This is a genomic window from Streptomyces sp. WM4235 (genome assembly GCF_001279725.1).
Classification (GTDB): Bacteria; Actinomycetota; Actinomycetes; order Streptomycetales; family Streptomycetaceae; genus Streptomyces.
On sequence record NZ_LGDE01000304.1, the window covers coordinates 27,942 to 52,184 of the forward strand.

Genomic DNA, 24,243 nt, shown 5'->3' on the forward strand with positions numbered 1-24,243 from the left:
ATGGTCGATCCGAGGGACGCCGTGGAGGCGCTCGCCGCGTGCCGGGAGCCGTACCTGCTGGGGGTGCGGCATCACAGTCCGGCCCTCGCGGCGATGGTGCCGGCGCTGCTGGACGCGGCGGGCGCGGAGGTGCTCTGCGTGGAGCTTCCCGCCGAGTTCCAATCGTGGTGGGAGTACGTCGCGGATCCCGAGACGGTGGCCCCGGTCGCGCTGGCGGGCCAGGGGCGGGACGGGCGCCTGGCGTTCTACCCGTTCGCCGACTTCTCCCCCGAGCTGGCGGCGATCCGCTGGGCGCGGGAGCGCGGTGTGGAAGTGGTCTGCTGTGACCTGCCGTTGGCCGATGGCGGATGGTCCCTTCCGGACGCGCCGGCGGGCCTGCTGCCGGTGGGCCCGGACCGGCCGGTGCCGGCGTCGGGCACGCCCGACGGGCCTGCCCCGGACGCCGTGGTCCCGTCGGGCGACGGGCCGGTCTCGGGCCGACGTTCCTTCGCCGAGGCGCTCGCCGCGTCCGGCACGGGGCGCGAGGGCGACGACCTCTGGGACCGCGCGGTCGAGGTACAGGCCCCGGGCTGCTCCCCCGAGGCCGTGCGTCGGGCGGCGCTCGGCGTGGGCTGGGCGCTGCGCGCGGACGGCGACGTGCCCGCGCGGGACCTGGCCCGCGAGGCGCACATGCGGGCCGTCATCGCCGCCGCGTCCGCCGGGGGGCGCCGGGTCGCCGCGCTGATCGGCGCCTTCCACGCCCCGGCCCTCCTGCCGACCGACGCCGCGGTGGCCGACGTCGCGGTGGGCGCCGGCAAGGACACCGGCGCGGCGACGCAGGACACCGGCGTGTCGAGGTCGGACGCCGCCGGCGCGCGCTTCCGCGACGATGCCGCGGTGGCTGCCGACGACGTCGTGGTGGCCTCGTTCGTGCCGTACTCCTTCGACCTCCTCGACTCCCGCTCCGGTTATCCGGCCGGCATCCGGGACCCGCTGTGGCAGCAGGCCGTGTTCGAGGCCGGCGGGGACCCGGTGCGGGTCCGGGACGCGGCCTCGGTCGCCGTGACCGGGGTCTGTCGGGAGCTGCGCCGGGCCGGGCACACGGCGGGCACCGGGGAGGCGGCGGAGACGCTGCGGCTCGCCTGCGACCTGGCGATGCTGCGCGGGCTGACCGCGCCCGGGCGCGGGGAACTGCTGGAGGCGGTCATGACCGTCCTCGGACAGGGCGAACCGCTGGGTCGGGGGCGGGCGTTGGCCCGCGCCCTGGAGGCCGTGCTGATCGGGGCGGGGCGCGGCAGGATCACCCCGCACGCCCCGCGTTCGGGGCTCGGTCCCGCCGTCGAGGAGGAGTTGACGGCGCTGCGACTGCCGTCGCCGCGTGATCCCGCTCCCCGGGAAGTCCGGCTGGATCCGTTGCGTTCCGAGCTGGACGGCCGCCGCGAGGTCATGTTGCAACGGCTGCTGGTGTGCGGCGCCGGGTACGGGGAGCCCGTCGCCGTGGCCGCCACCGGCGACGGCACCGCGCTCGGGAGCAAGTGGCGGCTGTCCTGGACCCCGTCCGTGCCCGCCCGGCTGGACCTGGTCGGCGTCCGCGGCGTGACCGCCGCCCAGGCGGCCGCCGGGACGCTGCGTGACGTCGCGCGCCGCGCGGCCGAGGAGGGGGGCCCGACCCCGGCGCAGATCCTGACCGGGCTGCGCGCGGCCGCGCGGTGTGATCTGCCCGCGCTGGTCGACGTACGGCTGGAGGAGGCCGCCGCGATCCTCCCGGAGACCGCCGGACTGCCGGAACTCCTCGAATCGCTGGACCTGTTGGAGGGACTGGGCCGGGGCCACCTCCCCGGGACGTCGGAGGGGGCGCGGGTGCGCGCCGAGGCACTCTCGGAGGAGTTGGTGGAGGCCTCCGTACGATCCCTGCCCGGGCTCGCCGGCAGCGAGGACCCCGCCGACGCGGGCGCCCTGGTGGCCCTCGCCGACCGGGCCGCCGGCCGGCACCTGGGGCTGCGGCTGGATTCCGCCCTGGCGGAACTGGCTTCCTCCGCGTCCCCGTTGATGCAGGGCGCGGCCCTGGCCGTACGGGTCCTGCTGGACCTGGATCCGGCGCACGGGCTCGGCGAGCGCGCGGCGGGTTGGGTCGACGGCGCCGGCACGCCGGACGCCCGGCGTGCCCTGACCCGCCGGCTGACCGGTCTGCTCACGGCCGCCGGCCCGCTGCTCGGCTCCTCCCCGACCGTACTCACCCCCCTGCTGGACCGGGTGGACGACCTCGCGGACGATCGGTTCCTGGACCGGCTGCCGGCGCTGCGCGGCGGCTTCGACGCGCTCTCCCCCGCCGCCCGCGACCGGCTGCTGGACACCGTCACCGAACGGCTCGGGGACCGCCTGGACCTCTCGCTGGACGCACCGCCCGGGCTGCTCGCCCTCTGGGCGGCGGCGGACGCGGCGGGCCTCGCCGCCCTCAAGGACCTGCCGCTGCCCGCCGCGGACACCGAAGCGCCCGACGTCCCGGAGGGCACGGCCGCCCCGCGGCCCGTCGATCCCGGGTCGCGGCGCCTGTCCCCCGCCGACCGGTGGCGGCTGCTGCTCGGGCGGCAGCGCGACCGGCTGCCGTCCGGTGCGCGGGGCTACGCGCGGGCGCTCGACGAGCTGTACGGCGCCGGGCGCGGCGAGGGCTCCGCCGATCTGGACGACGGCCGCGGCTCGGGCGGGGGTCTGGAAGCCTCGTTCCCCACGGCCCGGGAGTGGTCCGAGGAGTTGGAGGCCCTGTTCGGCGCCGATGTGCGGGAGGAGGTGTTGGCCGACGCCGCGGACGCGGGCCGGGTCGATGTGCTGGCCCAGTTGGACCCCACCTCGGTGCGTCCCTCGATGGAGCTGTTGACCTCGGTGCTCTCGCTGGCCGGCGGGATGCCCGAACAGCAGTTGGCGCGGCTGCGACCCCTGGTGCGGCGTCTGGTCGACGAGCTGGCCCGGGAGCTGGCCACCCGACTGCGCCCGACACTGTCGGGGTTGGCGACGCCGCGCCCGACCCGACGCCCCGGCGGGAAGCTGGACCTGGCCAGGACGCTGCGGGCCAACCTGGCGCACACCCGGCGATCGGCGGACGGGCGGGTGGTGGTCGTCCCGGAGCGGCCCGTGTTCAGTACGCGGGCGAGCCGGGAGGCCGACTGGCGGCTGATCCTGGTGGTCGACGTCTCCGGTTCGATGGAGGCCTCGGTGGTCTGGTCGGCCCTGACGGCGGCCGTGCTGGGCGGGGTTCCCACCCTGTCCACCCACTTCCTGGCGTTCTCGACCCAGGTCGTCGACCTCACGGACCGCGTCGACGATCCGCTGTCGTTGCTGTTGGAGGTACGGGTCGGCGGCGGTACGCACATCGCCGCCGGGCTCGCGCACGCCCGGTCGCTGATCACCGTTCCGAGCCGCACCCTGGTCGTCGTGGTGAGCGACTTCGAGGAGGGGGCGCCGCTCGGCGGGCTGCTCGGCGAGGTGCGTGCGCTGGTCGCTTCCGGCGCGCACCTGTTGGGTTGCGCCGCGCTCGACGACGCGGGCGCGCCCCGGTACTCGGCGGCCATCGCACGGCAACTCGTCGCGGCCGGCATGCCGGTGGCCGCTCTCAGTCCCCTCGCTCTCGCCCGCTGGGTGGGCGAACGCCTCCGTGGAGATGTCCGTTGAGTACCGATCTGTTGCCGCCCGTCGTCCCCGAGGTCCTCGCGGAGGCGGTGGAGAACCTCACCGCGCGGCTGCGCAAGAAGTTGGACGCGGCCATCGAGGCGTGCGCCTCGGAGGCGGTGGCCGGGCCGGACGGGAGCGTGAGCGTCCGCTTCGGCGAGGATGCCGTGGTGACCCTGCGTCCGGGCCCTTCGGGGGTGGTCACGGCGGCCGACGAGGCCGTCTGCGGTTGCCTGCTGGCACCGCGCTGCCTGCATCGGGCCGCCGTGCTGGGGGCGGCCCCGCTCGCCGATCCCGAGCAGCTCGCCCCCGCCGGGCCGGCGGCCGACGCCGAACCGGATCCGGCCCAGGCGGGGACGCCGCCCGAGAGCGGTGTGGTGGTGGGGGCCGGTCCGCAAGCGCCTGCGGTGCCCGGGGCCACGACACCCGGGGCCTCCGCCGGGGCTCCGCCGCCGACCGCACCCGAGCCGCCGACCGCCGCGCAACTGCGGGCCTCGGCGGCGCTGTGGGAGGCGGCGGCCGCCGCTCTGGCCGCCGGGGTCGCGGCCGGCGGTGCGGTGGTGCAGGCCGAGCTGCTGCGGGCCGCGCACAGTGCCCGCCTCGCCGGGCTGCCGCGCGGCGAGGCCGCCGCCCTGCGCGTCGTACGGGGGTTGCGGGCGGCGCGGGAGCGCAGTGCCGCCCAGCGGCTCGGGGCCCTCACCGAGGCCTTCCGCGAACTGCTGCACGTCGCGGGGCTGACGGCCTCCGGAGCCGGCGGGCTCGCGCTCACGGGCACCGGCCGCCGCGCCTACGAGGCGGGCGGGAGCCTGCGGGTGCACGGGCTGTGCCGCGAGCCCGTGTTGTCCGCCACCGGCTACGGCGGTGTGGTCACCCATCTGGTGGGCGCGGACGGCTCCCGCTACTCCGTGTCGGACGTCCGCCCCGGCGGGCTCGCCCGGGCCCGGGGCGCCGGGTCCGCGTCCGTGGCCCTCGGTGGGGCCGTCCTCGACCACGCCGGGCTGGCGCGCGGGGGTCTGCGCGTCGTCGGCGCGACGGTGTCCGCGGACGGGCGTCTGGGTGCGGGACGCGGGGTCCAGGCGACTCCGCTGCGCGGGATCGCCTGGACCGACGAGCCCGCCGCCGCGCTGTTCGCCCGTCCGGCGGCGGAGGCGGTGGCAGGCCTGCTCGCCGACCCCGAGGGCGAGCCCGAGCTGCTGGGCTGCGACGTCCGGGTCGTCGGCGGGGCCGGCGAGCACCTGTTGGTACGGGAGCTGTCGTCCGACGGGACCGTGCGCGCGGACGCGCCCGTGCTCCGGCTGCGCCCGGCGCATCCGCATCCCGAGTTGCCGCACACGGCCAACCTGCGCCGGTTGGCGGGGTGTCCGGGCCTGGCGATCCGGGTGCTGGGCCGTCCGGATCCGGACCGGGCGGCCACCCTGGGTGCGCTGGCCGTCGGTCCGGTGCCGGGGGCTCGGTACACGCTGCGGTTGCCCGAGGAGTGGCTCGGCCGGGCCGACCTGGGCTACGACCGCCTCCAGGGTTCCCACCTTCCGGACGGGGCGCCCGAGCTCCCGGAGGGTGACGGCGGGCCCCTCGCCGGTCCGATCGGGGGCGAGGCGGATCCGTTGGCCGGGTCCCCGCTGTGGCGGGTGCGCAGGCTTCTGGAGACCGGGGTGGCGGGCGGTCGCCGGGCCGTGGCGGAGGCCGCCAGGGGGCCGGAGCCGCTCGGCCTGCGCGGCCCGCTGCGCCGTTCGGGCTTCGGGGCGGCGGCGGATCTGGCCACCGCCCTGGCCGTCGAGGCGGACCGGCGCCCCCGGGATGCCTTCGGCCGCCTCACCGACGCCTCGGCCGACCGCTACGCCTGGGCCTGGCTCGCCTCGGCCACCCACCTCGGTGCGGCGGAACGCTCGTTGGTGGCGGCTTCCTGGTCCTGAGCCGGTCGTCTCCCGCGTGGGCGCCGGCGGCGCGGGAGACGCCGGAGCCCGCCGATCGTGCGAGATCGGACACACCCGACGGCGGCGGACGGAGCATCACGAAGCGTGTGGAAAGCCCCGGTACCGGGGCAACCGTGCCCCGTGGGCGCGCGGTTGCCCCGGTCGCCCGCGCCCGGCCCGCCGGACCGTCCCGGGACGCCTCCCTGACGGCCCGTGACACTCCGCGCGACACGCACGGATCGAATGTCCGGGTATGGGTAGGCTCCCCCGGGACAGCGTGCGGGAGTTCGAACCAGGGTGGATTCATGGAACGTCAGACAGGGGCGCGCGGCCTCGCGGTGACCGTCGCGCTGCTGCTCGGGGTGACCGGATGCAGCCAGACCGGCGCCGGTGGGAGCACCGACGGGAAGGGCGACACGCGGGCGCCGCGCACCTCGGCCTCACCCTCCGCGCCGTCCGGGGGCGACGCGAAGCCGACCCGGGGCGACGTACTGCCCGGCATGGTCAGCGCGGCCGTCGCCCGGACACAGCTGGCCGCGTTGAAGATCGGCAAGCCCGGCACGATGGCCGGCTACAGCCGCGCCAAGTTCACGCACTGGGCCGAGCAGGGCAACAAGTGCGACACCCGCGAGGTCGTCCTCAAGCGCGACGGCAAGGACGTCGCCCAGGACTCCGAGTGCCGCGCCTCGTCCGGTGCGTGGAAGAGCCTGTACGACGGGCTGGAGTTCAGCGAGGCGTCGAAGCTGGACATCGACCACATGGTCCCGCTCGCCGAGGGCTGGCGCTCCGGCGCCGCCGACTGGGACGCGGCCCGGCGCAAGGCGTTCGCGAACGACCTGACCCGCCCCCAGCTGCTGGCGGTCTCGGCCGCGTCGAACCGTTCCAAGGGCGACCAGAGCCCGGACCTGTGGCAGCCGCCGGACAAGGCGAGCTGGTGCCAGTACGGACGCGCCTGGACCACCGTGAAGTCGCACTACGAGCTGACCGTCACCGAACCGGAGAAAGCCATGCTCACCACCATGATCGACACCTGCGCGGGCTCATGACCGAGGCGGACCGGCACGACGCGGCGCAAGAGTGGACGGACACGGTCGTGGCCGGCCCCGGCGGCGCCATGACCGACGAGGTCGGCGTGATCACCGGTGAGCTGACGCTCCGCACGGTCGCGGGAGCCGATGGCAAGATCCGGTTCGACATCCAGTACCTGGACGCCGACGAGTGGTACACGCTCACGGGCAGCCCCCTCCCGCACGGAGACCCGCACGCCCTGCACCGCGCGGCCCTCGCGGCCGTCCGTGTCGGCGGCGGGGCCGAGGTCCCGTCCGGCTGACCCCCCGGTCGCCCGCCGCGCCGCCCCGAGGGTCCGGGGACCGGTCACGGGGCGGTGACCTGGGCGGGGATCCCGAGGTCGCGGCGAGTCCGACGGCCCCGGCGCGTCCGATGACCCCACCCCGGGGCTCCTGGTCGACCCACCCCGCCTCCTGGGATGCCTCTCAGAGCGAACTCGCTGGTCAGGGGGACGGCCACCTGACAGACTGAAACGGCTCGATCACCCCAGGAGGACAAGATGGCAGACGAAACAGACACCCCGCAGAACGAGTCCCCGGCCGACGAGGCCAAGCGCAAGTTCCGGGAGGCCCTGGAGCGCAACGCCGCGAATGCCCAGTCCCAGCAGTCGCACCAGAGCCGGGCGAAGGTGCAGGGTTCCAGCAGCGGCCCCGGCGGCAAGAACAAGAAGGTCCGTCGCAAGACCGGCTGACCACGGACCGACCGCTGCCCCGCCGGGAGGCTCCACCCGGCGGCGTGGGCGGCGACCGCGCCGACCGCGGGGGCGGGTCGTCGCAGGGCCCCCGGAACGGATGATTGGGCCGCATGGGTGACGGGCGATAACCACATGCCGTGAGGACAGTTGATCAGGGCGTCCCGCCGGGGACAGCTCATGCGACAGAAGGATCCTCAATGCTCAAGAAGTTCATGGCCACCGCCGCAGTCACCGCCTCCGTCATCGGCGCGGGCGCCGTTGCGGCCACCCCGGCTATGGCGATCGGCAACGACAACGGCGTGAACACGGTCAACGGCAACAACGCCTCGCAGATCTACGGCAACCAGGAGACCGAAGGCGCCATGAGCCCCCAGCTCAGCGCCATCCAGGGTTCGCTGAACAAGCTCTGCGTGGGCCTGCCCGCGAAGGTCAACGCCCAGTCGATCCTCGCCGCGATCAACGTCGGCGTCCAGGACATCAACGTCCTGTCGAACCCGCAGAACCAGCAGTGCGCGGAGAACTCCACCCAGGCGAAGGGCGACGAGTCCCTGTCGCACATCGTGGACAACATCCCGGTCCTCTCCGGGAACCTCTCCGCCGGCAGCTGACCCGGTCGAACCGAACCGGCGTGACGACTCGCTCGTCACGCCGGTTCGGCGTTTCCGGCGCGGCCGTTCCACCCGTGACCGTTCTGCTTCGCACCGAAAGGTTTGGTCTAGACCTTGACAGGTCCAGACCATCTTCGGTTCAGTGGCGTCAGTTGCCGTCCCCACCCGGCAATTCCCCCCACCCTAGGAGCAGTCACGTGATACGTACGCTTCGTCGCCGTGCCCTTTCGCTGGCCGCGGCCGCCGCCGTGACCCTCGGTCTCGCCGTGGCCCTGCCCGCCTCCCCCGCCGCGGCCGCCCCCGCCTGCGCCGGTTCCTGGTCCGCCTCGGCGGTGTACACGGGCGGCACGAACGCCTCGTACAACGGACACAACTGGCAGGCCAAGTGGTGGACGCAGGGCGAGACGCCCGGCACCACCGGGCAGTGGGGGGTCTGGTCCGACCAGGGCGCCTGCGGTGGCGGCGGGGGCCAGGACCCGGACCCGGGGAACGGGAGCGGATTCGTCGTCAGCGAGGCCCAGTTCAACCAGATGTTCCCGAACCGGAACCCCTTCTACACCTACAACGGGCTGGTGGCGGCGCTCTCCGCGTACCCCGCTTTCGCCAACACCGGCGACGACACGGTCAAGCGGCGCGAGGCGGCCGCCTTCCTCGCCAACGTCTCGCACGAGACGGGCGGGCTCTTCTACATCGTCGAGCAGAACACGGCCAACTACCCGCACTACTGCGACGCCACCCAGCCCTACGGATGTCCGGCGGGGCAGGCCGCGTACTACGGGCGCGGCCCCATCCAGCTCAGCTGGAACTTCAACTACAAGGCGGCCGGTGACGCCCTGGGCATCAACCTCCTCGCCAACCCGTACCTCGTGGAGCAGGATCCGGCGGTGGCCATGAAGACGGCCCTCTGGTACTGGAACACGCAGAACGGTCCGGGCACGATGACCGCGCACGCCGCCATGGTCAACGGCGCGGGCTTCGGCGAGACGATCCGCTCCATCAACGGGGCCCTGGAGTGCAACGGCGGCAACCCGGGGCAGGTCCAGAGCCGGGTGAGCAAGTACCAGAGCTTCACCCAGCTGCTCGGTGTGACGCCGGGGAACAACCTCAGCTGCTGAGGCGTCCCGTCCTCAGGGCGGTGGCCAGCTGCGCGCGGGAGCGCACGTCGAGCTTCTGGTAGATCCGGGTCAGCCGGGCCTCCACGGTCTTGACGCTGAGGAACAGCTTCGCTGCCGCCTCCTGGTTGCTGGCGCCCTGACCGACGAGCAGGGCCAGTCGGGTCTCGGCCTCGGTCAGGGCCGCCTGCCCCGGCTGCCCGCCGGCGGCCGGGTCGGGGGCGGCCTCTCTGGCCAGGTCCAGCCAGGGCTTCGCGCCGGCCCGGTCGAACACGTCGGCCGCCTCCCCGAGGGCGGCGCGGGCGGGAGCGCGCCGCCGACGGCGCCGTTCGACGCGGGCCAACGCGAGCAGGGTCCTGGCCCGTTCCAGCGGGAGTCCGAGGGCGCCGAACCGGCGGGCCGTGGCCTCCAGCAGGGCAACGGCGGGCTCCGCCTCGCCCCGCGCGGACAGGCACAGGCCCCGGGCCCGGTCCAGGGCGGCGAGCACACCGGTACGGCCGAGGGCGTCGGCGACCGTACGGGTCGACTCCAGCAGGGCGTCGGCCTCCTCGGGGGCGTCGGCGGCCACCAGGGCCTCGGCGAGTTCCCCGTGCCAGCGCAGGACGGAGGGGTCCACCACCTGCTGGGCCTCCTCCAGCTCGGCCACCCTGCGCAGGGTGGCCACCGCCTTCGCGGCTTCCCCGGTGGCCAGTTCGACCAGCCCGAGGGCGTACAGGCCCCGGGACAGGAAGACCTGGTCCTGTTCCTCCTCCGAGGCCTGGACACCCCGGCGGGCGTAGCCGGCGGCGCGGGCGAAGCTGCCGGCGGTGGCCTCGGCCATCGCGGCGACGTACCAGGCGGGGCCGGGTGACAGACCGGCCTCGATGGTGAGTTCCAGGGCGTGGCGGGCGTGCGCGGCGCCCGCGGCGCAGTTCCCGCGGCGCAGCTCGACCTCGGAGAGGCTGCGCAGCACCTCGAAGACGTCCTCGGCGGAGCCGGTGCGTTGGACGGCGGGCAGCAGGACGAGCAGCCGGCCACGGGCGTCGTCGAGCCGGTCGTCGAAGAGGGCGTGCCGGACGGCCAGGTACTGCGGCGCGTTGCGCATGCCGAGCGGCATCTCGGGAGCGGGCAGGGCCAGCGCCTCGGCCAGGATGTCCTCGGCGTCGCGGTCACCGAGGATGCGGCCCATGCGGGCCCGCACGGTCAGGGCCATGGCCTCGGCGACCTGGTCGCCGCCGAGGGCGGCGAGGGTGCCCGCCTCGGCGGCGGCGTCGCGGGAGCGGACGGGGTCCCCGTCGCTGAGGTTGTGCTTCCAGGCGATGCGGAGTTGGACGGCGGCGCGCAGCGAGGGGTCGCCGGCGGCGTCGTCCACGGCGTACGCGAAGGTCTCGTCGAGATCGGCGAGGGCCTGCCCGGCTGCGTCGATCACGGCGAGTCGGGCCCGTACCCGGTCGGCGGGCGAGGCGTCGCGGGCGAGCACGGCGCGGGTGGCGCGGCGGGCGAGGTCGGCGCGGCCCGCCCATCCCGCGTCCTCGGCGGCGCAGACGAGCCGGGCCAGTTCGTCCCGGGGCAGGTCCGCGGGGGTGCGTTCGGCGGCGAGCAGGCCGAGTTCCGCGGCGAGGGCGCGCTGTCCCCGGCGCCGGCAGGACGCGGCGGCCTCGGTGATCTCGGCGGCGAGGCGGGCGTCGGGGGTGTCCACGGCCAGCGCGCGGTGCCGTACGGCCTGGACGGGGTCGTCCACGGCGGTGGCGAGCGCGGCGTGCCCGGCGGCCCGCTCGGGCCAGCCCGCGTCGGCGGCGAGTGCGGTCGGGAGGGCGCCCGCGGTGAACCGCACCGCGCCGTCCTCGCCGACGGTGACCAGTGCGGCGCGTTCGGCCTCGGCGAGTTCCGCGTCCGCGTCGGGGCGGCCGGCCCGGCGGAGCAGGGCGGTGGTGGGGCGGGTCGCGAGGGCGGCGAGCAGCAGGGTGCGGCGGGCTCGGGCGGGGGCTTCGGCGAGCAGCCGGCGGGCGACCTCGCGGGCCTGCCCGGAGACGGGCAGCGTGTCGGCGTGGTGGGCGCCTCCGTCGCGGGATCCGGCGGCTTCGGCGAGGGAGTGGCCGAGGGCCAGGGCGAGGCGGGGGTTGCCGCCACTGGCCTGGTGGATGCGGCCGGCCAGCCGGGCGGGCAGGCCGTGTCGGCAGAGGAGTTCGGCGACCTGCTCCGCCCCGAGCGGGGGAACACGGATCGCGGGGGTGTCGGGGCCGCAGAGGGGCACGGCGACGGGGGCCCCGCCCTGTACGCATTCGGCCACGAGGACCCGGACTCCGGGTGGGGTGAGGCGCAGGGCGAAGCGGAGGAGGTCGGTGCTCTCGTCGTCGAGCCACTGCGCGTTGTCGAGGACGAGCAGGACGGGTCCCGGGGCGGCCAGGGTCCGCAGCACCTCGACGACGGCGAGGCGCAGCGCGACGTGGTCGCGGCCGGCGCCGGGCTCGTCGGTCTCGCGCCGGAGCAGGGCGATGGCGGCGCGCTGGGGGCCGGCGAGCCCGTCCAGTACGGCGAGGGGCACGGAGGCGAGCAGGGCGGCGGCCGAGGCTTCGGGTATCCACTGGTCGGCGGCGTCCGGGGCGAGGTGGAGCACGCTCTCCCGTCGGCCCTCCGCCGCGGCCACGACGGCCCGGACCACTTCCGTCTTGCCCGCGCCCGCCGGTCCGGTGAGGATGGCGCGGCCGTGCGTGGTCAGCGCGCGGTCCACCGCCTCGATGAGTTCACCGTGTCCGACGGTCGTGTCAGCGCTCCCCGTCGCCGCCACGCCCAGCCACCAGCCTTTCGCGCCCCTGCTCCTGTGCCTTTCCTGTGAGACGCGACAATACGAGGTCAGCCGCCGGGCGGACCCCGTTTGTGACGCAGAAATCAGTGGGTGGACAGGAATGCCCGGCGGACCTGCCGGTACGAGTGGTATCGGCAGGTCCACCGGGGTGGGTTGGTCCGTACTATCGGCCCGTCAGCCGGGAGTTGGGGGGCTCCCCGCCACTTCGACGGCCGGTTCGGGGACCGGGTGGCGTCCGGCTTGGGGACCGGGTGCCGGGCGGGCTCAGAAGCCGAGGCTCCAGGAGTTGATGTAGCCGGTGTCGGAGGCGGCCACGTCCTGGACCTTCAGCTGCCAGGTGCCGTTGGCGGGCAGGGCGGAGGCGTCGACGGTGTAGGTGGTGACCAGGTTGGCGGTGCTGTCGCTCGAGGAGCTCTTCAGCCGCTTGACGGTGCCGTTCGGGGCGACCAGGTCGATGACGAGGTCACCGCGGTAGGTGTGCTTGATGTCGACCGAGACCTTGAGCGCGGCCGGGGCGTTGCCGGTGCGGCCGGTGACGGCGATCGAGGACGAGACGGCGCCGCCGTTGTCCGGGATCGCGACGTCGGTGGTGTTCTCGAAGGTCGGGGTGGTGGGCGTGGAGGTGACGGCGTTCACGGTCGCGGCCGCGTCGGCGAGACCGGCGCCGCAGCCACCGGTGCAGGTGCCGGCGAGCGGGCGGGCGTTGGTCTTGATGGCCGCCTCGATCTGCGCCGGGGTCAGCGAGGGCTTGGCGGCGGCCAGCAGTGCGGCGAGACCCGCGACGTGCGGGGCGGCCATGCTGGTGCCCTGGTACGGCTTGTAGATCTCGGCGCCCGGGGTGGTGGTGCCACCGTTGAGCGTGGAGAGGATGCCGTTCTCGGGGGTGGTGACGGTGCCGGGCGTGTCGGTGGCGCGGCGGGTCTCACCGCCCGGGGCGGCGATGTCGATGATCGTGCCGAAATTGGAGTAGAACGAGCGGTCGCCGGTGCGGTTGCTGGCGGCCACGTTGATCACGTTGTTGCAGCTGGCGGGCGTGAAGCCGGCCGCGTCCGCGTTGCTGTTGCCGGCGGCGACCACGACGGTGGTGCCGCGGGAGACGGCCGCGTTGATGGCGTTCTGGTAGCTGGTGCCGCAGGTGCCCGAGCCGCCGAGGCTCATGTTGATGACCTTGGCGGGGGTGGCGTTCGCCGGGACGCCGGGGACGGAGCCGCCCGATGCCCAGGTGATGGCGTCGACGATGTCCGAGGTGGCGCCGCCGCACTTGCCGAGCACGCGGACGGGCTGGATCTTGGCGTTGTAGGCGATGCCCGCGACGCCCTTGGAGTTGTTGGTGGCCGCGGCGATGGTGCCCGCGACGTGGGTGCCGTGCCAGGAGGAGTCACTGGCCTTGGAACCGGTGCCGCACTCGCCGGCCCCGCTCCAGTCACCCTGGTCGGCGGGGTTGTTGTCGCGGCCGTTGCCGTCGCGGGCGGCGGAGGAGCTGGTGATGAAGTCGTAGCCGGCGACGATGTTGGAGGCGACGTCGGAGTGGGCCACGTAGCCGGTGTCGATCACGGCGACGGTGACGCCGGAGCCGGTGGTCTTGTCCCAGGCGGCGGGCACGTTCATGCCGGCGGTGGGCTCGAAGAGGTCCCACTGCTTGGCGTACTCGGTGTCGTTCGGGGTGGCCAGCGCGTAGGCGCGGGAGTCCGGCTCGACGTAGGCGACGTCGGGGTCGGCGCGGAACTGGGCGATCACGTCGGCGGCCGCGGTGGGCGCGGTGGCGCCTCCGAGGTTGACGAGGGCGGCGCCGGTGCCGAGGCGACGGTCGAAGGTCGCCTTCTTGCCGGCCTTCTTCCCCTTGGCGGCGGCGTCGTCGGCGGCGGCGGAGTTCGAACTGGCCTCGCTGGCAGTCGACTTGTATCCGACGATGAGGTTCTCGACCGGCGCCGCGCCGGGGGCCCCGGCGGGGGCCGCGGCGGCCGGGAGGGTGGCGGCGGGGTCCGAGGTGCCGGTCAGGGCCACCGAGGCGGTGGCGGAACCCGCCAGGAGGGTGACGGACATGGCCACCACGGATATGAGCCGACGTCTGGTTGCGTGCACGGTGTTCCCTTTCGCGGGCCGTTTCCGGGCAGGCCGGAGCGGCCGGTCTGAACTGTGTGGGAGGTGAACCGGCGGCCGCGGATCGGGGACGGGCTGGTCAGACCCGTCCCGGACACCGCAGCGCCGCGTCGCCCGGCCGCGACGGCGGGGCAGGGCGACGGCGGTGCGCCGACGATCGGCCCGGCCTGCGGACGGCTTCGCACCATGTGGGGTGGGTGCGGGGGCTGTTCGAGGTGGGGAAGATCGCCGGTGGGCAGACAGTAGGCAACGCGGGGATGAACGCGATACGGGGAAAACCCTTGTCGGGCCCCTGCGGGGGGCCGAGGGCCCTGCCCGGGACCCCGGGGAGACGGGCTACGCGGGCGGGTTGAGCCGGCGGAAGTAGGTCCAGCTCGTCTCGTTCGGCTCGGTCCACTTCTCCGGGGCGTGGGCGTACTCCGGGTGGTGGGCGGCGATGTGGGCGCGGGTGCGTTCGGGGACCTCGGCGTAGGAGGAGAGCTTGCGTCCGCGGCAGTGGAAGGTGAGGCCGCCGGGGCGCTGCCCCTGTTCCATCCAGGGCAGCCACGGGGACATGCGGGTCCACGACATGGTGGCGGGGACACCGGGCGCGTCGGTGGTGAGGACGGACGCGGGGGCGAAGAACTGGAACAGTTCCAGCGCCCGGTAGGTGTCGTCGGCCGACTGGGTGGGGTACTGGTCGACGGGCAGCGGCGAGGGGTAGGCCAGCGGGATCTCCAGACTGAAGCAGACCTGGTCGCCGAGCTCGGTCATGGGGACCCGGAAGGGGCGCCACTTCTGATTGGCCGGATCGTTCCACACGTGGACGACCGGTTTGCCCTGCCAGGTGTCCAGGATCTCGCGGCTCTGCGGGTCGAGGTAGAAGGCGGCCTCGCGGGTCAGGAGTCGGTAGCCCTCCTCCTCCACCACGAGGCGGGCCACGTTGACGCCCTCGAAGCCGAAGAGTCGCCGGTACGGCTCCCCGGGCGCCCACGCGTGGACGTCGCCGGTCCACCAGAAGGTGACCTCCTCGCCGTCGAGGGAGGCGCGGGTGCGGGCGAGGGCCCGGAGGAGTTCCGTGGGAGTCATGAGGGGTACTCTGCGCGGTCCCGGTCCGGCCCGGCAAGGACCCTGGGCTCGATCCGGCCGGGCCCGGAGGACACCCGGGGAGACCACGGTACGGATGCCAGGTTGACGGGGGTGGTGGACAGCGGCAACGGTGACCGCCATGGGGAACGAAAACCGCCTGCTCGTGCTGCTGGTCTGCCTGGTGTTGGGCGGCGGCCTGACCGCTGCCGCGCTCGGGGCCTCACGGGCCGCCGGGCCGCGGGGCACGGGCGTCGCCGCGGAGGACTTCGTCGACATGCGCGACGTGGCGCCCACGCCGGCGCCGCCGGCCGCGGGCCCCGGGGCCTCCACCGGATCGGTGGTGGTCGACTGCGGGCGCAACCGGGAACGCCACTACAACGAGGACAACCTGGTCGTCTCGCCCGGCTTGCGCGCGGGCGCGCACCACACGCACGCGTACGTGGGAAACCTGTCCACGGACGCCATGTCCACCGATGCCTCGCTGGCCGCGGCCCCGACGAGTTGTACGGGCGGTGACCGGTCGACGTACTACTGGCCCGTGCTGCGCCGCACGGACCGTGCGGGCACGGACGGCCACGAGAGCTCCGCGGGGCACGGGAACAGCGGTGAGATCCTGCCGGAGACGACGGTGGGCGTGGAGTTCCGCGGCAACCCGGTGAGCGAGGTCGTGCCGATGCCCCGGTTCCTGCGCGGCGTGACCGGCGACGCCGTCGCGTACACGGCCGCCGACGACGCCGACGTCCGGGCCCGGTGGGGCTGCTCCGGTTCGCCCGACCGGTCCACGACCCGCTATCCGCGCTGCCCGGCGGGCGAGCGGCTGACCCGGACGCTGGTCTTCCCCAGCTGCTGGAACGGCTTGGACACCGAGAGCCCCGGGCACCGTTCGCATCTGGTGTTCCCGGCCGCCAACGGGGTCTGCCCGCAGGGTGCCTTCGCGGTGCCGCAGTTGCGCGTCTCGCTGGCCTACGAGGTGCCGGCCGGTGCGCCGATCGCGTTGGACTCCTTCCCGGAACAACGGCACAGTCCGAGGACGGACCACGCGATGTTCGTGAACGTGATGACCGAGGGCCGGATGCGGGCGGTCGTCGACTGCCTGAACACGGGGCGTACGTGCCGGATGTGACCCGCGGGGCGGCCTTGGTGACGCAGGTCACATGAACCCGACCGCCCCCGGCGGCGTGTTCCGACCGCACCACGCGAAGCACGAAAGACGGAGAGGGTGAGATGGCCGGACCACTGTGGCCCCGCACTCGGCGGGGCTCGACCGATGAGGCACTGATCAAGTCGGTGTACGAGGAGCACGGCCACGCCCTGCTCGCGTACGCCACCCGGCTGACCGGGGACCGGGCGGCCGCCGAGGACGTGGTCCAGGAGACCCTGATACGGGCCTGGCGGCACTCCGAGGTCCTGGTCAACGGGAAGGGCTCGGTGCGCGGCTGGCTGCTCACGGTGGCGCGCAACATCGTCACCGACCGGTTCCGGGCCAAGGCGGCGCGGCCTCCGGAGGTCTCCGGCTCGGCGGCCGCTCCCCCGGTGGAGGCGGATCACGCCGACTCGGTCGTGAACGCCATGACCGTATTGGGAGCTCTCGACCAGCTGACCCCGGAACACCGGGACGTGCTGACGGAGTTGTACTACCGACAGCTCAGCGTCGCCGAGGCGGCCGATCGCCTCGGGATTCCGGCGGGAACGGTCAAATCACGCGCGCACTACGCCCTCAAGGCGTTGCGCGAAGCCTTCATGGACGGCACCAGGGACGGCAACAGGGACAGACGATCGGGCAGGCCGCCCCAGCAGCCCGGCGGATTGCGGGAGGTGGTGGCATGAACCGGCAGCGGCACGAGGAGGAACTGCTCGGCCCCTATGTTCTCGGAGTCCTGGACGAACAGGACGTGCGACGCGTCGAGGAGCACATCGGCGACTGCGTGCAGTGCCGGGAGGAGGTGACCGCGTTGCGCGAGATGGAAGCCGCGCTCGGCGAGGTGCCCGAGGAGGCGTTCCTGGAGGGACCGCCCCAGGGCGGTGATCTGTTGCTGCAGCGCACGCTGCGGCAGGTGCGCAATGAGCGGGCCTCGGCGTCCCGGCGCCGTGTGGGACTGGCCGGTCTGGCCGCGGCCGCCTCGCTGGCCGCCGTGTTCTGGGCCGGGACCCAGTCGGGCCCGGGCCAGGTGGAGGCGGCGCCCCCGGTGCCGTCCCCGGCCGTGACGGCGACGCCGTCACCGCCGCCGCCCGGAACCCGGGTGGCTTCCGCGACGGATCGGCGCACGGGTGCGCGGATGACCGTACGGGTGACGCCGGCCCCCCAGTGGGTGCGGGTGCACGCGGCCGTGGCGGACATCCCGGCGGGTGAACGGTGCCGGTTGATCGTGGTCTCCCGCAACGGCAAGCGGACCATCGCGGGCGGTTGGGTCGTGGGCTCGGCGGAGCACGGCGAGGGCAAGGGGGCCGCGTTGGACGGCTCGGCGGCCGTCGACCCGGCGGACGTGAAGGAGATCCTGGTCGAGAACGAGTCGGGCAAGGCCTACGTGTCGGTACCCGTGCCCGCGAAGGCGTAGTCGGGGCCGGGCACACGTGACGGAGCCCGGGAGCATATCCAGCTCCCGGGCTCCTGCTTGCCACCCATTTGCGCACACCGGCGGCTTTTAAGGGCCGCGGATCATTTTGAGATCGACGTGTTCTGCCTTTGAACTACAGCGCCGCGGCAGAGGCGCCGGGGGGACTTGAACCCCCATCCGTCGATGATCGCCCGCGCCCGGTCGATCCGGTGTTCGGCGGCGAATACTGAGACTGGAGCGAGAATCTGAGATTCATGGGGCCGCCTCTACCGGCTTGGGCCACCCCCGCACGTGGTGCGGGGAGAGGGATTCGAACCCCCATCTGACACCCCGTGTTCAGCTTCGACATTCAGTTTCAGCTTGCGCTCTTCAGCGCACCCCCTCGCTCGCACGGGGGGGCGTTGTGGAGGCTACCTGAAGAGGTAGCCGAACACCGCGTCGCCGACCCGCTGGTCGGTGACGTCGGCGCTGTTGGCCTCCTCGCGGGCGAACTTGACCGCCTGCTGGATCTTCTCGACCCGGTCGAGGAGCTCGTTCACGCGCCGCGCGGGCAGGGCTCCGGAGAACTTCACGGTGGTCCAGTAGCCGACCGGCACGTCCTCGTAGTACACCTCGACCTGCGCCGGGTGCTTCTCCGTGGCCTCGGCCTTCACGTGGTTGCGCGGGACCTTCTTCGTACGGATGGTGCGCACGGGGTCCGTCTTCCAGGAGTCCGTCGAGGGGTCCAGGTTCCAGGCCTCCGACGCGTCCAGCACGGGGAGCTTGCGCACGAAGGTGTGCAGGTCCGTGAGTTGCTTCTCCAGGAACAGCAGGTACGGGACGGGGACCTGGGGCAGCAGGACCTGGCCGTCGACGACGACGTCCGCCGCCGCGGTGCGGTTCGCCCAGTCCTTGGTCGCCGTCACGTCGAACAGTCGCGTGAGGGTACCGGCGGTCGCGCGCAGCACGTCCTCGGCCTTGAGCTGGACCCGGGTGGATTCCGGGGGCAGTTGCTCGCCCTCTTCGTCCTTGGGCTGGTACGTCCGCGAGATGCCGGCCATCAAGGCGGGCTTCTGGACGTCCTGGTGGGCTTGCGTCAGTTCCTGGAGCGACTTGGACTTGACGCCCTTTTCCACGGCGATTATCTGATTCAGCTTCGGCACGCGATCAACCTAGCAGCGGACTCGTCGTGGGCGCACGCGTGTTTCCCCGCCCCCGGGCGGTCGGGGGCGGGGCATCGGCGCGGGGCGCGTGGGTCAGGCCAGGCGGACCGGGAGGTCGAAGAGGTCGTTCTGGGTGAGGATCGGCTTGTTCCGGAGTTCCTCGGCCGCGACGGCGAGGCTCAGGTCGGGGAAGCGGGCGTACAGGGCCGGGAGGGCCACCAGGGCCTCCAGCCGGGAGAGCGCCGCGCCGGGGCAGACGTGCGGCCCGTGTCCGAAGGAGATGTGCCGGTTGGGGGTGCGGGTGATGTCGAACTCGCCTGCTGTCGCGCCGTGTTGGGCCTCGTCACGGCCGAGGGCGCCGAAGGAGACGATCAGGCCCTCGCCCTGCGGCAGGATCCGGTCGCCGACCTCGACGTCCTCGCTCGCGAAGCGGATCAGGACGTGTGAGGTGGGGGTGGACCAGCGCAGGGTCTCCTCGATGACGTTCTCCCACGGCACCTCGCCCTTGAGGACGAGGGCGCGCTGCTGGGGGTGGGTCTCCAGGGCGACGACCGCGTTGACGATCAGGCTGATCGTGGTCTCGTGGCCGGCGGCGACCATCAACTGGAGGGTGTTGGTGATCTCCTCGGTGCTGAGGTGGTCGCCGTCCTCCGAGGCCGCGATCAGGGCGCTGGTGAGGTCGTCGCCGGGGGTCGAGCGCTTGGACTCGACGATGCGGGAGAAGAGCGCGCCGAGGTCCGCCATCATCTGGGGGACTTCCTCGGGAAGCGTCTGGGTGGAGAAGAACTTCTCGAACAGCGCCTTGAGGCGCGGGTGTTCGGCGGCCTCGACGCCCATCAGCTCGCTGATGACGTTCATCGGGAGCGGGTAGGCGAACTCCGCCTTCAGGTCGACGCTCTCCCCCGCGGGCAGTTCCGCCAGCCGGTCGAGCATGCCGGTGGTGAGGGCCTCTATGCCGGCGCGGAGCTTCTCCACCCGGCGGACCGTGAGGGCCTGGGCGACCAGGGTGCGCAGCCGCCGGTGCTCGTCGCCGTCGACGGTGAGCATGGAACGGCCGGGGTTGGCGAGGCCGATCAGCGGCCAGTCCGGGGGGATCTCGCCGCGCTGCCAGGCCCCCCACACGTCGATGTCCTTGACCACTCTGGTGTCGGTGAGGAGTTTTCGGGCCTCGGCGTGGTGCGTGACCGCGTATACGCCGACACCGCCGGGCAGGACGACGCGTACGAGCGGGCCGGCGGCGCGCAGCGCGGCGCTCTCGGCGGCGAGGTCGGTGACGAACGGGTCGAGCGTGATGGCGGCGGGGCCGGCGTGGTCGATCGGGCACGTCATCGGAGGGCTCCAAGGGCGGGGGTCGGTGTGTAGGTCACGGGGAGTGCGGACAGTCCGCGCAGCCAGGGCGACGGACGCCGGGCGAGATCGTTCGCGGGCACGGCGAGGTCCACGTCGGGGAGCCGGTCGAGGAGCACCTCGATGCCGGTCCTCGCGATGGCCTCGGCGACCTCCTGGGCCGGGAAGGGGCAGCGGTGTTCCCCGTGGCCGAAGGAGAAGAAGGCGTTGTTGCCGCCGGTGAGGGCGCCCGCGTCGGTGCGCACGTGCGGGTCGGAGTTGGCGGCGGCGAGGCCCAGCAGGAGCATGTCGCCCTCCGCGATGCGCCGGCCTCCGAGGTGGGTGTCCCTGGAGGCCCAGCGGCCGGCCACGTTCTGGGTGGGGGTGTCCTCCCAGAGGACCTCGTTCATGGCTTCGCCGACGCTGTGCCGGCCGCCCGCGAGGGAGGCGGCGAACCGGTCGTCGGTGAGCATCAGGCGCAGGGTATTGCCGATCCAGTCGGCGGTGGGCTGGTGGCCGGCGGCCATCATGACCATCAGGTCCTGGGCGATCTCGTCCACGGTGAAGCCGGCCTGGTTGGCGAGCATCCGGGAGGCCACGTCGGGGCCGGGCGCGGCGGACTTCGCGGCGAGCAGCGCGTACATGGACTCGCCGAGGTGACGCTGGCCCTCCAGGGCGCCCTCCCGCCCGTTGATCATGTCGTTCATGGCGGTGACGAGGCCGGGGCCCTGCGCGTCGGAGAATCCGTAGATGCGGGCGAGGACGCGCAGGGGCAGCAGCATGGCGTACTCGCCGACGATGTCGCACGCCCCCTTGCCGCAGAGCTGGTCGATCAGCTCATCGGCGAACCGTTCGGCGTGACCCTTGAGTTCGAAGGGGTCGACGGACTCCAGCGCGTCGGAGATGACGGCCGCGCGCTCGCGGTGGCGCTCGCCCACGGTGTACAGGATGGAGGGCTGCTTGCGGCCGATCATCGGAAGGAGCGGCCAGTCGGCGGGGATGCGGTCCCACTGGTTCCACAGGTCGGAGTCGCGGGAGAAGAGCTGCGGGTCACTGGTGACCTGGTGCAGTTCGCGGTAGCCGAGGACCAGCCAGGCCGGCACGTCGCCGTCGAGCACGACCGGTGCGACGGAGCCGTGGTCGCGCCGCATCTCGCGGTACAGCTCGACGGGGTCGGTCTGGAACCGGGGCCCGCCGAGGTAGACGGGCTGCGGCTCGCGGGCGTCGGGGGTGGTCACGGGGCGGGCTCCGGGGTCTTGGCCATGACGGCCTTCTGAAGGTGTTGTACGAGGGAGATCAGGACGTGCTTGCCGGACTCGCGGGAGCGGGCGTCGCAGAACACGAGCGGCACCTCGTCCGGCAGGTCGAGGGCCTCCCTGATGTCCTCGGGGGTGTGGACGGGTCCACCGAAGTCGTTGCAGGCCACCACGAAGGGCGTGCCGTGGTGTTCGAGTCGGTCGATGGCGTACCAGGAGTCCGCGAGCCGTCGGGTGTCGACGAGGACGACGGCGCCGAGGGTGCCGGCGAAGAGCCGGTCCCACAGGAACCAGAACCGTTCCTGGCCGGGGGCGCCGAAGAGGTACAGCACGTTGCGCGCGTCGAGGGTGATCCGGCCGAAGTCGAAGGCGACGGTGGTGGCCGTCTTGGCGGCGACGCCGGCGGTGTCGTCGACGGACTCACCGGCCTTGGTCATCGTCTCCTCGGTGTTCAGCGGACGGATCTCGCTGACCGAGCGGACCATCGTGGTCTTGCCGACGCCGAATCCGCCGACAATGACGATCTTCAGGCCGTTGTCGGCGGTGCTGTCGAGGGTCTGGCGAGGCTGCCGCGGTTCGGGGGACGCGTCAGAGATTGCGGAGTCCAACGAGCACCTGCTCCAGGATGTCGAGGTCGGGAAGGCGGTACGTCGAACGGGGATGGCGGGCGCTGATCCGCCCGGTGCCCAGCAGGTCGGCGAGCAGGATCCGCACGATGGACACCGGGAGGCCCAGCTCGGCGGCGATCTCCACGACGGCCGTCGGGTACGGGCACATCCGCAGGATGGCCGCGTGCTCCGACTGCATGCCGGGCACCGGGTCGCATTCGGCGACGATCAGGGTCACCAGGTCGAACGCGTCCGAACCGGAGCGGCTGCGGCCACCGGTGAGGGTGTAGAGCCGGTCCGGGGAGTCGTCCCGGCCCGGCCTGCCGCGGCTCATCCCCGGGGCCTGGCGATCAGATGCTCGCTCAACTGCTCCACCAGCTCGGACATGTTGTGGCCGACGAGTCCGGCGTCCGCGTCCTCGGCGGCGACGAGCGCGAGATGGGCACCCTCGCCGGCCTCGACGATGAAGAGGATGCCGCCGTAGAACTCGGTCATGGCGGACCGGACGCCGCCGGTGCCGTCGCCGAACTCGATGGACGCGCCGTGCGAGAGGCTCTGGATGCCGGCGGAGATCGCGGCGAGCTGGTCGGCCTGGTCGACCGACAGCTCGGGGGTGCGGCACAGCTTGAGGCCGTCGCGGGAGAGCACGAGCGCGTGTCGGGCGCCGGGAGTGCGTTCCAGGAGCCCTTCCAGGAGCCAGTTGAGCGTCTCGTCGGTGGTGGAGCCGGTCATTCCGTGTTGCCTTCCGGGTGCGGGGGGTTCTCTGCGTTCGACGGCGCGGCCGACGCGCCGCGCACGGCCTGTCGGAAGCTGCCGAAGCGGGCGGCCGACCGGGAGGCACCGGTGGGCGCGGCCTTGCCGGGGGCCGGGCGGCCCTCGTCGGGTCCTTCGGGGTGGGCCGCGGCGAGCGTCTTGCCGCGTCGCCGTCGGGGCAGTGCGTTGACGCCGGGGCTCGGGTCCTGCCCGGTGGACGCGGGGTCTTCCGGGGCGGCGGTGCGCACGGTGGCCGGGGTGCCGGTCTCGTGATCCGTACGGTCCTTCGCGCGCCCGGGGTCCGCCGGTCCGGTGGCGTCGGCCGGGGGCCGGTCGTGCGCGTCGGGCCCGGTGGTGGCCGTCGTGGTGGTCGCGGCGGGTGTGGCGGCGGGCGCGGTCTCGTTCCGGGTACTGCTGATCAGGTCCTGGGGGATCATCATCAGGGCGCCGGTGCCACCGCGCGCGGAGGGCCGGAAGGACACCGTCAGTCCGTGTTTGCGGGCGAGGCGGCCGACGACGGCGAGCCCGAGACGGGTTCCGGAGAGCCCGGCCAGGTCCAGCGACTCGGCGGTCACGGCCTGTTCGGCGCGGCGCAGTTGCACCTCGCTCATGACGAGGCCGCTGTCCTCGACGGTGATGATGATCCCGGAGGGGACCTCCTCCACGTACACGTGGACCTCGGCGGTGGGCGGCGAGAAGCTCGCGGCGTTGTCGAGGAGTTCGGCGAGGGCGTGCATGACGCCCTCGGCGGCGTGTCCGGCGATGGCCGCGTCGCTGGTGGAGTGCGGGCGGACGCGCTGGTAGCCGGCGATTCGGCCCATGGCGCCGCGCAGGATCGACTCCATGACGATCGGCTTCGCCCAACGGCGCCCGGAGCGGGCTCCGGTGAGGACGGCGATCGAGTCGGCGAGGCGGCCGGCCTGCGCGGTGCGGTGGTCGAGGTGGAGGAGGTCGCCGAGGACGTCCTCGTCGGCGTGCCGGTGCTCCATGTCCCGCAGGTCGGCCAGCATTCCGGTGGCGAGGGCCTGCATGCGGCCGGCCGCGTTGGCGGCGGCGGCCATGGCCGCGGCCCGTCCGGACTCGGCGCGCCGCAGGTCGGCGCCGAGCTTCTCGCGGGAGACGAGTTGTGCGGCGGTGAGGTCGTCGAGTTCGGTGGAGTGCGCGGTCGTCAGCCGTTCCAACTCCTCGACGTGCGCCTGGGTGACACGGCCGCGTTCGGCGGTGTGGGCGGCCGCGTCGCGGTTCGCGTCGGCGGTCAGCCGGGCGATGTGGCCGTCACGGGCGACGACTTCGGCGTTGAGGCCGGAGAGCCTGGCGCGCAGGAGTCGGGCGGTGCGGCTGTACCAGGTCACGGAGAACGCCGAAACCGACAACAGCAGCACGCCGGTGACGGAGAACCAGCCGAGTGGGACCCGGACGGCGGTGGGGGCCGCGGCCACCGCCGCCGTGCAGAGCGTCCCCGATGCCGCCGCGGTGACGAGCAGGGCGAGCAGGGAGGGGCGAAGGGGGGAAGGCGACGCCGTCATCAATCAAAGCCTCAAACCGGGGCGAAAATGGAAGAGAGGGTTCCTGTGGCAACGAGGCGTAACTATAGGAGAACCGTTGATCACTTT

The 24,243-nt window shown here is 73.7% G+C and carries 20 protein-coding genes; 10 read left to right on the plus strand and 10 right to left on the minus strand.

Features of this window, described 5'->3' with window-relative positions; all coding sequences use genetic code 11:
• The 7 genes from ADK55_RS20140 (at position 1) to ADK55_RS20170 (ending at position 9,040) form a co-directional block, all read left to right on the plus strand.
• On the plus strand, positions 1-3,645 hold the full coding sequence (locus ADK55_RS20140; protein WP_053680661.1) for a vWA domain-containing protein: 3,645 nt from the start codon (positions 1-3) through the stop codon (positions 3,643-3,645).
• On the plus strand, positions 3,642-5,555 hold the full coding sequence (locus ADK55_RS20145) for a hypothetical protein (RefSeq protein WP_053680663.1): 1,914 nt from the start codon (positions 3,642-3,644) through the stop codon (positions 5,553-5,555). Before ADK55_RS20140 ends, ADK55_RS20145 begins: the two co-directional genes overlap by 4 nt.
• 305 nt (positions 5,556-5,860) lie before the next feature.
• The gene (locus ADK55_RS20150; protein ID WP_053680664.1) at positions 5,861-6,601 is read left to right on the plus strand and encodes a GmrSD restriction endonuclease domain-containing protein; all 741 of its coding nucleotides are present in this window, start codon (positions 5,861-5,863) and stop codon (positions 6,599-6,601) included.
• The gene (locus ADK55_RS20155) at positions 6,598-6,885 is read left to right on the plus strand and encodes a hypothetical protein (protein WP_053680666.1); all 288 of its coding nucleotides are present in this window, start codon (positions 6,598-6,600) and stop codon (positions 6,883-6,885) included. Before ADK55_RS20150 ends, ADK55_RS20155 begins: the two co-directional genes overlap by 4 nt.
• A gap of 237 nt (positions 6,886-7,122) precedes the next feature.
• The gene (locus ADK55_RS20160; protein ID WP_053680668.1) at positions 7,123-7,314 is read left to right on the plus strand and encodes a DUF5302 domain-containing protein; all 192 of its coding nucleotides are present in this window, start codon (positions 7,123-7,125) and stop codon (positions 7,312-7,314) included.
• 200 nt (positions 7,315-7,514) lie between these two features.
• Complete coding sequence (locus tag ADK55_RS20165; protein WP_053680669.1) at positions 7,515-7,925, plus strand: rodlin; 411 nt, start codon at positions 7,515-7,517, stop codon at positions 7,923-7,925.
• A gap of 197 nt (positions 7,926-8,122) precedes the next feature.
• Complete coding sequence (locus tag ADK55_RS20170) at positions 8,123-9,040, plus strand: glycoside hydrolase family 19 protein (RefSeq protein ID WP_053680671.1); 918 nt, start codon at positions 8,123-8,125, stop codon at positions 9,038-9,040.
• Here ADK55_RS20170 and ADK55_RS20175 read toward each other — a convergent pair.
• The 3 genes from ADK55_RS20175 to ADK55_RS20185 form a co-directional block, all read right to left on the minus strand.
• The gene (locus ADK55_RS20175; protein ID WP_199826580.1) at positions 9,030-11,804 is read right to left on the minus strand and encodes a helix-turn-helix transcriptional regulator; all 2,775 of its coding nucleotides are present in this window, start codon (positions 11,802-11,804) and stop codon (positions 9,030-9,032) included. The genes ADK55_RS20170 and ADK55_RS20175 overlap by 11 nt on opposite strands.
• A 282-nt stretch (positions 11,805-12,086) precedes the next feature.
• Complete coding sequence (locus tag ADK55_RS20180) at positions 12,087-13,865, minus strand: S8 family peptidase (protein WP_053680749.1); 1,779 nt, start codon at positions 13,863-13,865, stop codon at positions 12,087-12,089.
• 393 nt (positions 13,866-14,258) lie between these two features.
• Positions 14,259-14,990 carry a DUF1838 family protein gene (locus tag ADK55_RS20185; RefSeq protein ID WP_053680673.1) on the minus strand — a complete coding sequence of 244 codons (732 nt, stop codon included), beginning with the start codon at positions 14,988-14,990 and terminating at the stop codon, positions 14,259-14,261.
• A 139-nt stretch (positions 14,991-15,129) separates the two neighbouring features.
• Here ADK55_RS20185 and ADK55_RS20190 point away from each other — a divergent pair, with 139 nt between their 5' ends.
• From ADK55_RS20190 to ADK55_RS20200, 3 genes are all read left to right on the plus strand, one after another.
• Positions 15,130-16,113, plus strand: coding sequence for a DUF1996 domain-containing protein (locus tag ADK55_RS20190; RefSeq protein ID WP_053680751.1), 984 nt, complete (start codon positions 15,130-15,132; stop codon positions 16,111-16,113).
• A gap of 101 nt (positions 16,114-16,214) precedes the next feature.
• On the plus strand, positions 16,215-16,817 hold the full coding sequence (locus ADK55_RS20195; protein ID WP_053680675.1) for a sigma-70 family RNA polymerase sigma factor: 603 nt from the start codon (positions 16,215-16,217) through the stop codon (positions 16,815-16,817).
• Positions 16,814-17,545 (plus strand): anti-sigma factor family protein, encoded by a 732-nt coding sequence (locus ADK55_RS20200; protein ID WP_053680677.1) that lies wholly within the window; start codon positions 16,814-16,816, stop codon positions 17,543-17,545. The genes ADK55_RS20195 and ADK55_RS20200 overlap by 4 nt, the downstream gene beginning before the upstream one ends.
• A gap of 410 nt (positions 17,546-17,955) precedes the next feature.
• Here ADK55_RS20200 and ADK55_RS20205 read toward each other — a convergent pair whose 3' ends face one another.
• The 7 genes from ADK55_RS20205 to ADK55_RS20235 all read right to left on the minus strand — a co-directional run bounded on the left by ADK55_RS20205 (position 17,956) and on the right by ADK55_RS20235 (position 24,156).
• Entirely contained in the window at positions 17,956-18,687 is a 732-nt protein-coding gene (locus tag ADK55_RS20205) for a hypothetical protein (protein ID WP_053680679.1), read from the minus strand.
• Positions 18,688-18,780: 93 nt separating this feature from the next.
• Complete coding sequence (locus ADK55_RS20210) at positions 18,781-20,016, minus strand: cytochrome P450 family protein (protein ID WP_053680681.1); 1,236 nt, start codon at positions 20,014-20,016, stop codon at positions 18,781-18,783.
• Positions 20,013-21,251, minus strand: a complete 1,239-nt coding sequence (locus tag ADK55_RS20215; RefSeq protein WP_053680684.1) for a cytochrome P450 — start codon at positions 21,249-21,251, stop codon at positions 20,013-20,015. Before ADK55_RS20215 ends, ADK55_RS20210 begins: the two co-directional genes overlap by 4 nt.
• Positions 21,248-21,877, minus strand: coding sequence for a GTP-binding protein (locus ADK55_RS20220; protein ID WP_053680685.1), 630 nt, complete (start codon positions 21,875-21,877; stop codon positions 21,248-21,250). The genes ADK55_RS20215 and ADK55_RS20220 overlap by 4 nt, the downstream gene beginning before the upstream one ends.
• On the minus strand, positions 21,858-22,211 hold the full coding sequence (locus tag ADK55_RS20225) for a DUF742 domain-containing protein (protein WP_053680688.1): 354 nt from the start codon (positions 22,209-22,211) through the stop codon (positions 21,858-21,860). Before ADK55_RS20225 ends, ADK55_RS20220 begins: the two co-directional genes overlap by 20 nt.
• Positions 22,208-22,609 carry a roadblock/LC7 domain-containing protein gene (locus tag ADK55_RS20230; protein ID WP_053680690.1) on the minus strand — a complete coding sequence of 134 codons (402 nt, stop codon included), beginning with the start codon at positions 22,607-22,609 and terminating at the stop codon, positions 22,208-22,210. Before ADK55_RS20230 ends, ADK55_RS20225 begins: the two co-directional genes overlap by 4 nt.
• Complete coding sequence (locus ADK55_RS20235) at positions 22,606-24,156, minus strand: sensor histidine kinase (protein ID WP_053680693.1); 1,551 nt, start codon at positions 24,154-24,156, stop codon at positions 22,606-22,608. The genes ADK55_RS20230 and ADK55_RS20235 overlap by 4 nt, the downstream gene beginning before the upstream one ends.
• Positions 24,157-24,243 lie beyond the last annotated feature (87 nt).

Coding starts and splice junctions, on each gene's coding strand:
- ADK55_RS20195 (WP_053680675.1), top strand. CDS start 16,215: ATGGCCGGACCACTGTGGCCCCGCACTCGGCGGGGCTCGACCGATGAG.
- ADK55_RS20235 (WP_053680693.1), bottom strand. CDS start 24,156: ATGACGGCGTCGCCTTCCCCCCTTCGCCCCTCCCTGCTCGCCCTGCTC.
- ADK55_RS20210 (WP_053680681.1), bottom strand. CDS start 20,016: ATGACGTGCCCGATCGACCACGCCGGCCCCGCCGCCATCACGCTCGAC.
- ADK55_RS20185 (WP_053680673.1), bottom strand. CDS start 14,990: ATGACTCCCACGGAACTCCTCCGGGCCCTCGCCCGCACCCGCGCCTCC.
- ADK55_RS20200 (WP_053680677.1), top strand. CDS start 16,814: ATGAACCGGCAGCGGCACGAGGAGGAACTGCTCGGCCCCTATGTTCTC.
- ADK55_RS20180 (WP_053680749.1), bottom strand. CDS start 13,865: ATGTCCGTCACCCTCCTGGCGGGTTCCGCCACCGCCTCGGTGGCCCTG.
- ADK55_RS20225 (WP_053680688.1), bottom strand. CDS start 22,211: ATGAGCCGCGGCAGGCCGGGCCGGGACGACTCCCCGGACCGGCTCTAC.
- ADK55_RS20160 (WP_053680668.1), top strand. CDS start 7,123: ATGGCAGACGAAACAGACACCCCGCAGAACGAGTCCCCGGCCGACGAG.
- ADK55_RS20230 (WP_053680690.1), bottom strand. CDS start 22,609: ATGACCGGCTCCACCACCGACGAGACGCTCAACTGGCTCCTGGAAGGG.
- ADK55_RS20190 (WP_053680751.1), top strand. CDS start 15,130: ATGGGGAACGAAAACCGCCTGCTCGTGCTGCTGGTCTGCCTGGTGTTG.
- ADK55_RS20150 (WP_053680664.1), top strand. CDS start 5,861: ATGGAACGTCAGACAGGGGCGCGCGGCCTCGCGGTGACCGTCGCGCTG.
- ADK55_RS20165 (WP_053680669.1), top strand. CDS start 7,515: ATGCTCAAGAAGTTCATGGCCACCGCCGCAGTCACCGCCTCCGTCATC.
- ADK55_RS20155 (WP_053680666.1), top strand. CDS start 6,598: ATGACCGAGGCGGACCGGCACGACGCGGCGCAAGAGTGGACGGACACG.
- ADK55_RS20140 (WP_053680661.1), top strand. CDS start 1: ATGGTCGATCCGAGGGACGCCGTGGAGGCGCTCGCCGCGTGCCGGGAG.